The 13,434-nt window shown below is 69.3% G+C and carries 13 protein-coding genes; 3 read left to right on the plus strand and 10 right to left on the minus strand.

Features of this window, described 5'->3' with window-relative positions:
* Window positions 1–25: 25 nt before the first annotated feature.
* Entirely contained in the window at window positions 26–1,306 is a 1,281-nt protein-coding gene (locus tag OD750_RS16980; RefSeq protein WP_263541878.1) for an acetyl-CoA C-acetyltransferase, read from the plus strand.
* A gap of 92 nt (window positions 1,307–1,398) precedes the next feature.
* On the plus strand, window positions 1,399–2,508 hold the full coding sequence (locus OD750_RS16985; protein WP_263541879.1) for an RDD family protein: 1,110 nt from the start codon (window positions 1,399–1,401) through the stop codon (window positions 2,506–2,508).
* Between the two features lie 79 nt (window positions 2,509–2,587).
* Here the strand turns inward: OD750_RS16985 and OD750_RS16990 are convergent, their stop codons facing one another.
* The 8 genes from OD750_RS16990 to OD750_RS17025 all read right to left on the minus strand — a co-directional run bounded on the left by OD750_RS16990 (window position 2,588) and on the right by OD750_RS17025 (window position 10,665).
* Complete coding sequence (locus tag OD750_RS16990) at window positions 2,588–3,163, minus strand: YkvA family protein (protein ID WP_263541880.1); 576 nt, start codon at window positions 3,161–3,163, stop codon at window positions 2,588–2,590.
* A 122-nt stretch (window positions 3,164–3,285) separates the two neighbouring features.
* Window positions 3,286–5,115 carry a phospholipase D-like domain-containing protein gene (locus tag OD750_RS16995; RefSeq protein WP_263541881.1) on the minus strand — a complete coding sequence of 610 codons (1,830 nt, stop codon included), beginning with the start codon at window positions 5,113–5,115 and terminating at the stop codon, window positions 3,286–3,288.
* Window positions 5,116–5,184: 69 nt separating this feature from the next.
* Entirely contained in the window at window positions 5,185–5,766 is a 582-nt protein-coding gene (locus OD750_RS17000) for a YceI family protein (RefSeq protein ID WP_263541882.1), read from the minus strand.
* Window positions 5,767–5,773: 7 nt separating this feature from the next.
* Window positions 5,774–6,244, minus strand: coding sequence for a SixA phosphatase family protein (locus OD750_RS17005; RefSeq protein WP_263541883.1), 471 nt, complete (start codon window positions 6,242–6,244; stop codon window positions 5,774–5,776).
* Between the two features lie 78 nt (window positions 6,245–6,322).
* Complete coding sequence (locus tag OD750_RS17010; RefSeq protein ID WP_263541884.1) at window positions 6,323–8,017, minus strand: serine hydrolase domain-containing protein; 1,695 nt, start codon at window positions 8,015–8,017, stop codon at window positions 6,323–6,325.
* Window positions 8,018–8,072: 55 nt separating this feature from the next.
* Complete coding sequence (locus tag OD750_RS17015; RefSeq protein ID WP_263541885.1) at window positions 8,073–8,705, minus strand: ParA family protein; 633 nt, start codon at window positions 8,703–8,705, stop codon at window positions 8,073–8,075.
* A gap of 200 nt (window positions 8,706–8,905) precedes the next feature.
* Window positions 8,906–9,865: a hypothetical protein gene (locus OD750_RS17020; RefSeq protein WP_263541886.1), complete on the minus strand. Its 960-nt coding sequence runs from the start codon at window positions 9,863–9,865 to the stop codon at window positions 8,906–8,908.
* Between the two features lie 56 nt (window positions 9,866–9,921).
* Complete coding sequence (locus OD750_RS17025) at window positions 9,922–10,665, minus strand: hypothetical protein (RefSeq protein ID WP_263541887.1); 744 nt, start codon at window positions 10,663–10,665, stop codon at window positions 9,922–9,924.
* Window positions 10,666–10,727: 62 nt separating this feature from the next.
* Here OD750_RS17025 and OD750_RS17030 point away from each other — a divergent pair, with 62 nt between their 5' ends.
* Window positions 10,728–11,003, plus strand: coding sequence for a hypothetical protein (locus OD750_RS17030; protein WP_263541888.1), 276 nt, complete (start codon window positions 10,728–10,730; stop codon window positions 11,001–11,003).
* Window positions 11,004–11,096: 93 nt separating this feature from the next.
* On the opposite strand, the gene OD750_RS17035 is transcribed toward OD750_RS17030, so the two are convergent.
* Both OD750_RS17035 and ggt read right to left on the minus strand, forming a co-directional pair.
* Complete coding sequence (locus tag OD750_RS17035; protein WP_263541889.1) at window positions 11,097–11,615, minus strand: GNAT family N-acetyltransferase; 519 nt, start codon at window positions 11,613–11,615, stop codon at window positions 11,097–11,099.
* A gap of 12 nt (window positions 11,616–11,627) precedes the next feature.
* Window positions 11,628–13,322 carry a gamma-glutamyltransferase gene (gene ggt, locus OD750_RS17040; protein ID WP_263541890.1) on the minus strand — a complete coding sequence of 565 codons (1,695 nt, stop codon included), beginning with the start codon at window positions 13,320–13,322 and terminating at the stop codon, window positions 11,628–11,630.
* Window positions 13,323–13,434 lie beyond the last annotated feature (112 nt).

Consider the following 13,434-nt stretch of genomic DNA (forward strand, 5'->3'; position numbering starts at 1 on the left):
ACCCCATCACCGCAGGAAAGCGACAGTGACCAATCCCCAACGCGTAGGCATCGTCGGCGGCATCCGCATCCCGTTCTGCCGCAACAACACCGCATATGCGGACGTCGGCAACCTCGGGATGTCGATCAAGACGCTCGGTGCGCTCGTCGAAAAATACGGCCTGCACGGCGTCGAAGTCGGCGAGGTCGCGATGGGCGCCGTCATCAAGCATTCGTCGGACTGGAACCTCGGTCGCGAAGCGACGCTGTCGTCGGGCCTCGCCCCCACGACCCCCGGCATCACGCTGCAGCGCGCCTGCGGCACCTCGCTCGACACGACGATCCACATCGCCAACAAGATCGCGCTCGGCCAGATCGAATCGGGCGTCGCCGGCGGTTCGGATACGACGAGCGACGTGCCGATCGTCTACGGCCGCAAGCTGCAGCAGCGCATTCTCGCCGCCGCGCGCGCCAAATCGGCGCTCGACAAGGCCAAGGCGCTCGTCAAGGGCTTCAGCTTCGGCGAACTCAAGCCGAGCTTTCCGGGCGTCGCCGAGCCGCGCACCGGCAAGTCGATGGGCGATCACTGCGAGCTGATGGCGAAAGAGTGGAAGATTTCGCGCGAAGACCAGGACCGCCTCGCCTGGGAAAGCCACCAGAAGAGCGCCGCGGCGTATCAGCGCGGTTTCTTCAAGGACCTGATCGTTCCGTTCCGCAACGTCGAGCGCGACAACATCCTGCGCGCCGACACCACGCTCGAGAAAATGGCGACGCTCAAGCCCGCGTTCGACAAGACGTCGGGCCGCGGCACGCTGACCGCCGCCAATTCGACGCCGCTGACCGACGGCGCGTCCGCCGTGCTGCTGGCGAGCGAATCCTGGGCCGCGGCGCGCGGGCTTCCGATCCAGGCGTGGTTTGCGCACGCCGAGGTCGCCGCGGTCGATTTCGTGCACGGCGAGGGCCTCCTGATGGCGCCGACCGTCGCGGTGCCGCGCATGCTGAAGCGCGCGGGCCTGACGCTGCAGGACTTCGATTTCTACGAAATCCACGAAGCGTTCGCCGCGCAGGTGCTGTGCACGCTGCGCGCGTGGGAAAGCGCCGACTACTGCAAGAACCGGCTCGGCCTCGACGCGCCGCTCGGTTCGATCGATCCGGCGAAGATGAACGTCAACGGCTCGTCGCTCGCGCTCGGCCATCCGTTCGCCGCGACCGGCGCGCGCATCGTCGCGACGCTCGCCAAGCTCCTCGAGGAGAAGGGCTCGGGTCGCGGGCTGATTTCGATCTGCACCGCCGGCGGCATGGGCGTGACGGCCATCCTGGAAAGGTGAGTTTGTTCGTTCCGTCCCGTTGCGTCGTTCGTCTGAGGCGTTAAAGTCCACAACGAGAGCGGTCGCCGCGACGGCGGTGCGCGGGGAGAGACATGGACAAGCACGCTCTGATTCTGACCGGCACGCTGCTGCCGGGCCACGAAGCCGACAAAACCTGGCCCGCGCTCGCGAGCTATTTCCGCATGGACGAGCACAAGGTCGCCGACCAGCTCGTGCCGCGCGCACCGGTGACGCTCAAGGAAAGCGAGGACCTCAAGAAACTGCAGGGCCTGCAGGACGGCCTCGTCGGCATCGGCGCGGAAAGCGAGATCCATCCGCTCGACGAACGCGGCAGCGTGTTCGTCGTCATCGCGGGCCGGCCGCGCGGACCGGTGCCCTACGCGTTCGTCGCGTCACGCGTGGCGAGCGGCGACTGGCCGGGCACCGTCGAGGTCGCCGAGGTCGGCAGCGAACGCTGGCAGCCCTTCAGCCGCATGCAATCGTCGGCGGCACCGCCGCCCGCACCGCCGCCGCCGCGTGGCGAACCGCTCGAACACACGGCCTACACGCCGTCGTCGCACGAGCTGCAGCAGGCGTCGGCGAACTTCGCGCGACCGGCCGCGGCACGCGCCGCCGCGCAGCCGGACTACGACGCGCCGCGCGAGCGCGGCCTCGAACACGGCGAGATGCTGCCGGCCGGCGACGCGATCCACGCCGGCTTCTGGCGACGCGGCGCGGCGATGTTCCTCGATGCGCTGATCATCATGATCCCGAGCGCGATCCTCGCGGTCATCCCGTGGTTCGGCTGGATACTGCAGATCGTCGGCGTGTGGCTGTACTACGCGATGATGGAAAGCTCGCCGGCGCAGGCGACGTTCGGCAAGCAGGCGTTCGGCATCAAGGTCGTGGACGACTACGGCCGCCGCATCGACTTCGCGCGCGCGACCGGTCGTCATTTCGCCAAGATTCTTTCGGCGATCGCGCTGATGATCGGCTACATCATGGCCGGTCTCACAGTGCGCAAGCAGGGCCTGCACGATTCGCTCGCGAGCTGCTGCGTCGTGTTCCGCGAGGTCGAACCCGACCGACCGCTGCCGACGGTCCGCGAACCGATGCCGTGGTACGGCTGGCTGCTCAACATCGTGTTCCTGACCTTGCCGCCGCTCTCGATCCTGTACTTCTTCTTCGTGCTCGTCGCGGGGCTCGGCGGCGGCTGGCACTGACGCGTCGCGAATCGCTCGGCGTCCACGAACGAAAAAACCCCGGCGCGAGGCCGGGGTTTTTTCTTCATGGCGGGTTCGATCAGCCGAACTTGAACAGCGTCGGCTTCCAGCCGCCCGCGCCGCTGTACGAGTCGCGGCGGCGGCGGCGCATGCGGTCCTGCAGCTCTTCGCGGCGGCCTTCGAGCCAGTCGGCGCGCTCGATCGAATGATCGGCCGGGTCGACGCCGTGGCGGCGCGCTTCGGAATTGCGGAAGTCGCAGAAGTCGTCGTACGCGTCGAGTTCGTGCTTGAGCTCGCGCACGCACAGCTCGATCATGATCGCGTCGTCGAGGAAGCCGAGCACCGGCACGGTGTCGGGAATCACGTCCTTCGGGTCGGCGAAATAGGTCAGCGCGGAGAGCACGCGCGTCTTGTCTTCTTCCGGCAGCGCCCAGCCCGCGTCGTGCACCATCGAGATCATCGCGTCGAGCTTGGAGAGGCGTTCGGCGATGAACCCCGGCACCTGCACGCCGGCCGAATCGGCGAGCAGCTTCTTGGCGGCGTCGGTGACCTGCTGCGGCGACAGGTGCTTGGTTTCTTCCTGCGCCTTGCGCATGCCGTCGATGAAGTGCTGCAGGTCGGCGTCGCCGAGGTCGATCGTGATGGAAAGGGACATGAGAGAAGGTCCGGCTGGTCGGAGAGATTCGGCAGACTAGCCAGCGACCCCGGCCTAGTCAATTCGGCTTGTGGCGAGTGGCCGTGCGGTCCGCCCGGGGAAGCGGCAATGACGCGTTTTCGCTACAGAATGCCGACGAGCCCGGCCCCGAACGCCGTGACGATGCGGGTATAGATCGTCTTGAGCGGCAGGTCGACTTCGGGGAAGTCGCCGACGTCCTCGTAGCAGTCGTAGAAATCCGGGGCGTTGGCGCGGCGCGGTTCGCAGCCCGGCTTGAGTTCGAAACTCGTGGCGTAGCGGAACGGCCAGAAGTCGAACAGCGGCAGCGCCGTGGAAAAGTCGGAAATCGCGTTGTTGATGCGCTCGAAGAACACCGGCCGCGGGCGCTTGGCGATCGTCCAGGCGTTTTGCGGCGCGGCGTCGCGCAGGATCGACGCGCGCAGCGCCCGCGCGAACGGCACGTCGTGGATGATGAAACCCGATTCGGTGTTGTAGTTGTCCGAGCGCGGGTCGAAGTTGTGCGAGCCGATCAGCGTGACGGCGCCGTCGATGACGATCGACTTGGCGTGCAGGCCCACGCGCACGCCGTCGCTCTTGAGCGGCGTCTTGTCGAACTTGCGGTAGCGGTCGCCCGTGTCGCCGCCGGCGAGCGCGGCGTAGCCGATGATCATCTCCCGCGCGTCGGCCGGAAACGGCTTGAACTCGTGGATCTCGAAGTGGAAATCCTTGATATAGCGCTTTTTGTACTTGTGCGACAGCGCGTAGACGTAGAACGCGTCGGTCGCCGCGAGCGAGTTCGTCGACACGATCACGCGCAGTTCGGGGTGCCGGTGCCGCAGCTCGCGAAACACCTTGCGCGCCGGTCGGCTGATCACGAGATACGGCGTCTGCATGACGATTTCGCGCTGCGCCTCGTCGAGCAGGCCGATGATGTGCTGCGTCAGCGCCTGGTCGGCGCTGTTGGCGGGGTCGAGCGGCTTGTCCGGCGAATCGGAGAAGTAGTCGACCTCGCCGACCGGGAACGCCGCCTTGGCGAAGTGCGCGTCGATCCACGCGATATCGTCGGCCTGCGCCGACAGCGCCGCGACGCGGTCGGGCCGCGCCCAGTGCGGCGTCGACCACGGCGCCGCTTCGGCCGCGCGCGGCGACAGCACGCGGCGGTTGACGTCTTTCAACCGCGACATCGTGCGCGTGCGCTCGTGCGTCCAGAACGCCTCGAAGGACGCGTGCATCTGGCGGCCGGCCATCGGGCCGGTCACGAGCACGTCGCGGTCGCGGTAGTCGAATTCCTCGTCCCAGTCGAAATAGCGGTTCTCGTAGTTGCGTCCGCCGGCGATGCCGGTTTCGTCGTCGATCAGCAGCAGCTTGTTGTGCATGCGCTGGTTGAAGCGGAAGAAGCAGCACAGGATGTTCGCGGCGAATTCGAGCGGCGGCGTCGCGGCCTTGTCGAAAGCGGGGTTGTACAGGCGCAGCTCGAAGTTCGCGTGCGCGCGCGCGAGCCGCGCAAGCAGCGTGTCGTCGTCGATCGAGAACAACTGGTCGGCGAGCACGCGCACGCGCACGCCGCGGCGCGCGGCCTTGATCAGTTCGTCGAGCACGAGATAGCCCGCGTCGTCCTCGGCGAAGATGAACGTCTGCAGGTCGATGCTGCGCCGCGCGCTGCGGATCAGGTGCACGCGCAGCGCGAGCGAGTCGGCGCCGGTGTCGAGCAGGTTCGCGTAGTGCGCGGGCTTGCCGCTCGCGGTCGCTTCGACCGCCCTCGCATACAGTCCCCGGTACGGCGAATCGGCCGCGCACCGGTCGGTAGCCGGGCACGAGACGGCGTAGTCCTGCTGCGCGAGGATCGTCGCGTCGGCGCGGCGCACGCGTTCGCGCGACAGCGTGCAGCCGGCGCTGGCCGTCAGCGCGGCGAGCGCGACCGCAATGCACAGATGTCGGATCAGCGAGTGCATCGGCGTCGGGGGCAGCCGGTCGAAGGGCGCGCAGTGTAACGGCTGCGGCGGGCGGGGTGGCCCACCGCGCTACGAAGACCCGCCGCTCGGCGCCGCATAGATGCGAAAGTGCAGGCGCACCTTGTCCGACAGCGTCGCGCGGCGCGAGGTCATGCCGAATTCGCTGCGTTCGATGACGCCGTCGGCGAGCACCGGGCAGTCGACCGCGGCGCGGCCGGGGCATTCGGACGCGCGCAGGTTCCAGCGCGTCTGCCGCGTCACGCCGCGCACGGTGAGGTTGCCGACGATGTCGCCGCCGAGGTCGAGCGTGGCGAGCGGAAACGGCTCGGACTCGAAGCGGATTTCCGGATGCGCCGCAACGTCGAAGAATTCCGGCGAGCGCACCCATTCCTCGTAGCTTTCGCGGCGCATGTCGACGCCGCGCGCGTCGATGCGCGCCTCGACCCTGGCGCTCTGCGCCGCGCGGTCGAGCCGCACGCTGCCGTTGACCGTGCCGAACTTGCCGTGGACGTCGAACATCCACAGCACGCGCACGTCGAACTCGGCGAGCGAGCGCTGCGGATCGAGCGGCACGGTCGACGCCTCCTGCGCGGCGGCAGGCAGCGCCGCCGCGAGCAGGAGCGAACCGATCGAAAAACGAAAGCGCGGCATTGCGCGGTCAGGGCGACCAGAACGCCTTCAGACGGCCGGCGCCCGGTTCGATGTCGCCGCCGATCTCGAACCACGCGATGCCGGCCGGCGGCACGCCGCGAAACTCGCCGGACTGGCCGGTCGCGAGCAGCGCCACGAGCGTTTCGATGCCGGGATTGTGGCCGACCAGCAGCACCTGGCTCGGCTCGTTGTGGGCGTCGAGCAGGCTCATGAGATTGCCCGCGGTCGCCTCGTAGATGGCCGGTTCGTAGCGCGTATCGGCGTAGTCGATGCGGGCGAGCACGCGCTCGAGCGTCTGGCGCGTGCGCACCGAGGGCGAGCACAGCACCCGCAGCGGATGCGCGCGATGCGACTTGAGCCACGCGCCGGCGGCGTCGGCTTCGGCCTCGCCGGTCAGGCTCAGGGGTCGATCGCTGTCGGCCTGCCCGGACTGGGCGTTCGCCGCGTGCGCATGGCGCAGCAGGATGAGTTCGTGCATGGCGGGTGGCTCCTCTCCCTTGTCGTTGTCCCTATGTTGCCCGAACGCCGCGGCGCTGTGGCGACATGCGCCGGCGTGCTAAGGCACTTTTTCGAATACGTAGCCCGAGTAGGTGACGCGCGGCGCCTCGCCCGGTTGCACGTCGAGACGTTCGCCCAGGAGCGGCCCTACGCCCGGCACGCGCAGGCGTTCGCCGTCGGGCTCCAGCGGCACGCGCGTTTCGAGAAACGGCAGGCTGTCGAGCGCGTAGTTCGCCGTGAGCACACCATCGGACTCGTCGATACGCATCGTCTGAATGCCGAGCTCTTCGGTCAGCTTGTCGGGATTGGTCAGGCGATACCGCCCGGCGAGCCGCCGCCAAGGTTCGGCGAGCGCCGGCGGATTCCACGCGCTGCCGAGCAGAAAGCGCTGGCGCGGCGCCCAGCCCATCAGGATGCGGCGCCCGTCGACGCGCGCCGGCGCGACGAGCACGCGGCGCAGAAACCCGAAGTCGAGCGGAATGCCGAGAATTTTCAGGTGCAGGCGATACCAGCCGTCGTCGCGGCGCTCGGCCGCGAGGCGCAGGCCGAGCACGCGCGCGTCGAAGCCGTCGTCGGTCGGGCTCGTCGCGACGAGGCCGGCCGGCGTCGCGTAGCTCGACGCGGCCGAGTCGGGCGCGATGCCGGCGGGCCAGTCGACGGTCGCCGGCGGCGCCGCGTCGCGCTCGCGCGGCGCGATGCCGAGCGTCGCCTTGAGATACGCGTCGCGCAGCTTCGGCACGACCTCGTCGACGAGGTCGGCCGCGTCGGCCGCGTTCGCGAGCACGATCACGGCGACGCGCCGTTCGAACAACAGATCGATGCGACCGCGAAAGCCCGGATAGAACGACGTCAATCGCGCGATGCGGCCGACGCCGGGCCGCGGATCGGCGAACACGGAGAACGCCAGGCCGTTGCGATAGTCGAGATCGAGCGGCGTCGCCGTGCCGGATTCTTCGTACAGCGGCACGTAGCGCGCCGCGTCCGGGCCGGTCAGGTGCCCGGCGAAGCGTGCGAGGTCGTCGAGGCTGGCCTTGAGGCCGAGGGCGGCCTGTTCGCGCGCGAGCGTCGGCGCGAGCACCTTGCCCTTGCGATGGCCGCGCGCGTCGTCGTCGCGCGGATCGAAGCCCGCGGCGCCGAGACCGAGCGGTTCGAGCACGCGCTCGCGCAGCAGCTGCGGATACGGGGCCTTGCCGGCCGCGGCGAGCGCCTGCGCCGCCAGTTCCACGCCGATGTTCGAATACGCGTAGACGAGACCCGGCGGCTGCGCGAAGTACAGTGCGTCGGCCGGCAGCGGCGCGGCCGGTTCGTCGGCGGTGCGGTACATGCCCGCGTAGCGGTTCGGCGGCAGACCGCCGTGATGCGTCAGGAGGCGCCGCAGCGTCAGGCCCGCCGCGTCGCCGCCGGCGATGGCGAGATCCGGCAGGTAGCGCGTGACCGGCGCGTCGAGATCGACCGTACCGTCGGCCGCCATGCGCACGGCTAGCGCGGCGAGCAGCGGTTTGGACAGATCGCCGGCCGCGTGGCGCGTCGCGTTCGTCAGCGCGCGCTTCGTGCCGCGGTCGGCCTGGCCGAAGCTTTCGGCCCACAGCGTCTTGCCGTCGACGACGAGCGCCAGCGCGATGCCGGGCGCCTTGCGCGACGCCGCCATGCCGGCGATGTCGTCGCGGATCGACGCCTTCACGGCGTCGACGGGTTCGGCGGAGCGGGCGTCGGCGCAAGCGAACGCGGCGATGATCAGAAGGAGGGCGCGCATCCCCGGAGTGTGCCCGAACCGCGTCGCGACCTGATGACGCGACGCTGACCGGCCGTCACTCCTGCTTCTTGAGCCACTTGAACAGCGGTTTCCAGTCTTCCTGGTGCAGGCGCACCGGTTCGGAGTGGTAGTCGAACAGGCTCTTGCCGATGCCGGTCGCGAGCACGTAGCCCTGCGTGTCGCGAATCTGCGCGACGACGGGAAACGCGAACTCGCTCATCGCCGCGAGCGCCTGCTGGCTCGCGTGCGTCCACGGCCGCAGCCGGTTCGCGACCACGCCGACCGGCACCTTGCCGCGCTTGATGCGGGAAAGATCGGCCAGTTCCGCGAGAAACGGCGCGCTCGCGTCGAGATCGAACGGCGACGGCAGCACCGGCACGAGCACGGCGTCGACGTAGTCGAGCAGCTCGTCGATGTCTTCCGGCCGCGCGCCGGCGGCGGTGTCGACGATCAGGCGCTGGGCGTCGCCGGGCACCCGGTCGCGCCAGCCGCGCCGCGTGCCGTCGAGCGGCAGGACCGCGTGTTCGCTGCCGGCACGCAGTTCGCACCAGCGGCGGCTCGATCCGAGCCGGTCGCAGTCGACGAGCACGGTGTTCTTGCCGGAAACCGCGTAGTACGCGGCGAGGTGCGTGGCGAGCGTGGTCTTGCCGCAACCACCCTTGGAACTGGCAATCAGGACTTTCAGCATCGAGGCGTCCTCGCGTGGCCGAACGCCGCCGAGGGTACACCTGTCGCTTTGTGCAGGAAAATCGGGCCGTTCGCGGTTCCGGGCCGTACGGCTACGGATTCGACGCCGCGATCGACGCGCCGGCGCGCCGCAGCTGGCACCCGGGAACCTCGGTCTCGTCGCCGCCGGCGGACCGGGCGACAGCGCCGCGTCGGCCGACTTCAGCGCTTCTTCTCGCGCCAGTCCCAGCCCGGCGGCGGCGTCAGCTCCCCGCCCATGCGCAGCAGGCGGCGGCGGAACACTTCGGCTTCGTTGCCGGTCTCGCGCCAGTCGGCCATCGTGCGGCGCATGTCGTCCAGCACCCGCTCCTCGTCGACGATCGCGCCCGCCGACTTCGTCAGCCAGCGCAGCAGGCGTTCGCGTTCCTCGTCGTCCGCCGTCGCGCGATCGAGCTTGCGCAGCAGCGCATGGCCGAGGACCTGCGTGACGATGACGTCGCCTGCGCTCATCAGGCGTCCGAGCCGTTCGCAGGCGTCGCGGCGCGCGTCGGTATCGTCGTCGTGCTTCGCCGGATCGCAGGCGTCCATGGCCGGCTTGTAGGCCGGCAGCGAGAACGCGGCGGCGCGTCCCATCGCCTGCACCAGCGCTTCGCTTTCGCCGATGCGATCGGCACGCCGTGCGTAGATGTCGAGCCACGCAACGAGGTAGTCGGCGAAGTGCTCGTCGAAGCGCGCGGCGGCGGCCATGCGGCCGAGCGTGGCGTCGATGCGGGCCGCGTCGCGCGCCTCGACGGCGAGACCGAGCGACGGCATCCATGCCGCGGCATTGCCGGGATCGGACTGCGCCAGACGGCGCGCGCGGTCGGCGGGATCCGGCCTCGCCGCGTCCGGCGCCTTGAGATTGGACAACGCGAGCCACTGCACGAACGCATCGTCCGGTGCGGCAGCCGCGGCTTTCGCGAGCAGGTCGGCGCGATCGGCCGGAAAGGCGTTGTCGCTGCCGGACACGTCGGCCGCGAGCGCCCAGTCGCGCGGTTCGGCGCTCGCGCGCAGTTCGGCCGCGAGCGATGCTTCGTGCTCGCGTGCGGCTGCGATCTCGCCGGTATCCGCAACGGCGGCGGCCGCCAGCCCCGCGAGCAACAGCCCCGATATCCGTGCGGCGAGCAGGAGGGGTTTCGACATCGGCGAACTCCGTTGGCAACCGTGCAGCCCGTCGCGATCGTACGGCACGTACACCGTCATTCGCCGTCTTCCTGCGCCGCCGGCTGCCAACCGGCCGGCGGCGACGCGGAGATGCCGTGCCGCTCGAGCAGTGTCTTGAGCGCCGCGAAATCGTCCGTTTGCGCAAGCCATGCCTGTTTTCCCTCGGACATGACGCGCGGGCCGCCCTCGCCGACCAGCCGCATCGACTGCGCGATGCGCCACTGCATTTCGTGCTCGGCCGCGGCGTCGGCCTCGTCGTATTGCGCCGATTTGCGCAGCACGTGGAAGCCCGACAGGCGCAGGCCGATGGTCGCGGCCTCGCGCGACAGGCGCCGGCCGATATCGGCGCAGGCGGCGAAGCGGCGCAGATCGGCTTCGGTCTGTTTGACGGCGTCGCAGACCTCGCCGAGGCCGTAGACCGTGACGCCGCCGGCGCGTGCGTCGCTCAACGCGGAAACGAACGCCAGATCGTCGTCGGACACCTTTCGCCCATCGACGAACGGCGGTCGCGCGACCGATTCCGGATAGCGCGCGGCGACGTCGAGCAGCGCCAGCGTGTGGTCGACGACGTGGTCGTCGTAGCGGGGCGCCGCGGCGATGCGTGCGAGCACCGTGTCGATGCCGGCCGCGTCCTTCGCGTCGATCGCACGCTTGAGCGTCGGCAGCAGCGCGAGGCCGTTGTCGGGTTCCAGCCGCTGCACGGCATCGACGCGCGCCTGCGGGGCGCCGACGACGTGCAGCCGCCGCTCGCGTTCGGCATCCGGAACAGCGCGAACCACTGCACGAGCGCGTCGTCCGGCGCCGCCAGCGCGGCGGTCTTCAAGAGTTCGGCGCGATCGGCGTGCGCCTTGTGCATCGCGCTATCGACATCGGCGCCGCGCGCGTCCGGAAGCTGCGCGATCTGCGACGCCAGCGCCCAGTCGCGCGGCGACGCGCTGGTCCGCAGGTTTTCGACGAGCCGGCGTTGGCGCGCGGATTCGTCCGCCATCCAGTCGGTCATCTGCGCGGACATTTTCAGGCCGTCGTCGCCGTCGCCGTCGTCGGTCTGCGCCGAAACGCCGGCGCCCGCGAGCAGCGACGAACCCGCCAGCACGGCGGCCAGACCCATTTTGCGTAACGATGTCGCGATCATGCGTTTCACTCCGGCGGCGATGTCACGAGGACCAACCGTCATTCGAAGAAAAACAGGATCACGCCGCATCCGGCGGCGCTACATGCCCGGATTCGTCGCGACGAAGACGAGGCTGCGCGCATGGCCCGGCACGTCGTCGAGGTCGCCGGCGCGCCGCATGCCGAGCTTTTCGAGCACGCGGATCGATGCGAGATTCGACGGCCGAACCATCGCATACACGTCGGGCAGACGCAGTTCGTCGAACGTATATCGCAGCGCGGCGTGACCCAGTTCGGTCGCGTAGCCGCGGCCCCAGGCGTCGGCGGCGAAGCGGTAGCCAAGATTCAGGCGCTCGACGCCGGCGTAGTCGCGCCACGCGACACCGCCGAAGCCGATGACCGTGCCGGGCCGTTCGCGCGCGACGATCGTCCATTGCCCGAAACCGTAGCGCCGCCAGTGCGCGACGCGTACGGCCAGCATGTTGCTCGCGACGGCGATGTCGGCGCACGGGCCGGCCGGGTTGTGAGCGTTCGTGCGCGGATCGCCGAAGATCGCGAAGAATGCCGCGAGATCGGCGGAAATCGGTGCGCGCAGGATCAGCCGGTCGGTGCCGTCCATGGCCGATGCCCCTCAGTAGCCCGCCGCCTGGCCGTCCTTGCGGCCTTCCGACGCGCCGACGTACACCTTGTTGACGTCGTCCCACAGGATCGCCTGGTAGCCGCCGTACGGACCGTCGGCCCAGGTCACCTTGTGGCCTTTCTGCATCAGGCCGCGCACGGTTTCGTACGCGAACCCGGCTTCGAGGTTGATCTCGCCGCCGTCGCTCATCGCGGTGTTCTGGCCGGTCGGCTCGGTCGATCCGTCGTGCTGGATGCGCGGGGCGTCGCCGGCTTCCTGCAGGTTCATGCCGAAGTCGACGAGATTCGCCACGATCTGCACGTGACCCTGCGGCTGCATCGCGCCGCCCATGACGCCGAAACTGACCCACGGCTTGCCGTTTTTCGTGATGAACGCCGGAATGATCGTGTGGAACGGCCGCTTGCCCGGCGCGAACGCGTTCGGATGGCCGTCCTTGAGGACGAACATCTCGCCGCGGTCCTGCAGGATGAAGCCGAGTCCGGTCGGCGCCATGCCCGAACCCATGCCGCGATAGTTCGACTGGATCAGCGACACCATGTTGCCCCAGCGGTCGGCGGTGGTCAGGTAGATCGTGTCGCCGCCTTCGAGCGGCGGATGACCCGCTTCGACCGACTGCGCCGCGCGCGGCCCGATCAGCTTGCGGCGCTCGGCGGCATAGCCCTTGTCGACGAGGCCCTTGAGCGGCGCCCTGGCGAACGCCGGATCGGCGAAATACTGCGCGCGGTCGGCGAACGCGAGCTTCTTGGCCTCGGTGAAAAGATGCACGTACTCGGTGCTGCCGAAGCCCAGCGCCTTGAGATCGTACGCTTCGAGAATGTTGAGCATCGTCAGCGCCGCGACGCCTTGACCGTTCGGCGGCAGCTCCCACACGTCGTAGCCGCGATAGTTCGTCGACAGCGGTTCTACCCATTCGCCGGTATGCGCGGCGAGATCGTCGGCGGAGAGGAAACCGGCGTTCGCCTTCATGTAGTCGCCGATCGTCTTCGCGATCGCGCCCTTGTAGAACGCGTCGCGACCGCCCTTGCCGATCGCCTCGAGCGTATTGGCAAGATTCGGATTCTTCCACATTTCGCCTTTGGCGGGCGCCTTGCCGTTCTTCGTGTACTGCTCGGCGAAGCCGGGATACTTCGACAGCTTCGGCACCGACAGCGCCCAGTAGTGCGCGATCAGTTCGGACACCGGGAAGCCGTTCTTCGCGTACTCGACGGTCGGCGCGAGCAGCCGCGTCATCGGCAGCTTGCCGAAGCGGCCGTGCAGCGCGAACCAGCCGTCGACGCAGCCGGGCACCGACACCGGCAGCGGGCCGGTCGGCGGAACGTCCTTGTAGCCGTGCTCGGCGAACCACTGCAGCGTCAGCGATTTGGGCGAGCGGCCCGAACCGTTGTAGCCGTGGAGCTTGCCGGTTTTCGCATCCCACACGATCGCGAACAGATCGCCGCCGATGCCGCTGCCGGTCGGCTCCATGAGACCGAGCGCGGCGTTGGCGGCGATCGCCGCGTCGACCGCGGTGCCGCCGGCCTTGAGCACGTCGAGGCCGATTTGCGTCGCCAGCGGCTGCGACGTCGCGACCATGCCGTGCGGCGCGATCACTTCCGAACGCGTGGCGAACGACTTGCCGGTGACGCGATCGCCGGCGTGGGCGGCGAGAGGCAGCGCGAGGGCGAGGGCGAGGATGACCGGACGCATGGACGACTCCGCGGCGAAGGAATCGCCCGAGCATAGGCGAGGCCGGCCGGTTACGCACGGTGCGAAAAGTCAGGTGCCGGCGAGGCCGGCACCCGGTTCGATCAGGGCCAGA

It is taken from the genome of Tahibacter soli (genome assembly GCF_025717065.2).
GTDB classification, from domain to species: Bacteria; Pseudomonadota; Gammaproteobacteria; order Xanthomonadales; family Rhodanobacteraceae; genus Tahibacter; species Tahibacter soli.

Bases quoted from the DNA above. Each gene is read 5' to 3' on its own strand.
- OD750_RS16985 (WP_263541879.1), top strand. From the start codon at position 1,399: ATGGACAAGCACGCTCTGATTCTGACCGGCACGCTGCTGCCGGGCCAC.
- OD750_RS16990 (WP_263541880.1), bottom strand. From the start codon at position 3,163: ATGTCCCTTTCCATCACGATCGACCTCGGCGACGCCGACCTGCAGCAC.
- OD750_RS16995 (WP_263541881.1), bottom strand. From the start codon at position 5,115: ATGCACTCGCTGATCCGACATCTGTGCATTGCGGTCGCGCTCGCCGCG.
- OD750_RS17000 (WP_263541882.1), bottom strand. From the start codon at position 5,766: ATGCCGCGCTTTCGTTTTTCGATCGGTTCGCTCCTGCTCGCGGCGGCG.
- OD750_RS17005 (WP_263541883.1), bottom strand. From the start codon at position 6,244: ATGCACGAACTCATCCTGCTGCGCCATGCGCACGCGGCGAACGCCCAG.
- OD750_RS17010 (WP_263541884.1), bottom strand. From the start codon at position 8,017: ATGCGCGCCCTCCTTCTGATCATCGCCGCGTTCGCTTGCGCCGACGCC.
- OD750_RS17015 (WP_263541885.1), bottom strand. From the start codon at position 8,705: ATGCTGAAAGTCCTGATTGCCAGTTCCAAGGGTGGTTGCGGCAAGACC.
- OD750_RS17020 (WP_263541886.1), bottom strand. From the start codon at position 9,865: ATGTCGAAACCCCTCCTGCTCGCCGCACGGATATCGGGGCTGTTGCTC.
- OD750_RS17035 (WP_263541889.1), bottom strand. From the start codon at position 11,615: ATGGACGGCACCGACCGGCTGATCCTGCGCGCACCGATTTCCGCCGAT.
- ggt (WP_263541890.1), bottom strand. From the start codon at position 13,322: ATGCGTCCGGTCATCCTCGCCCTCGCCCTCGCGCTGCCTCTCGCCGCC.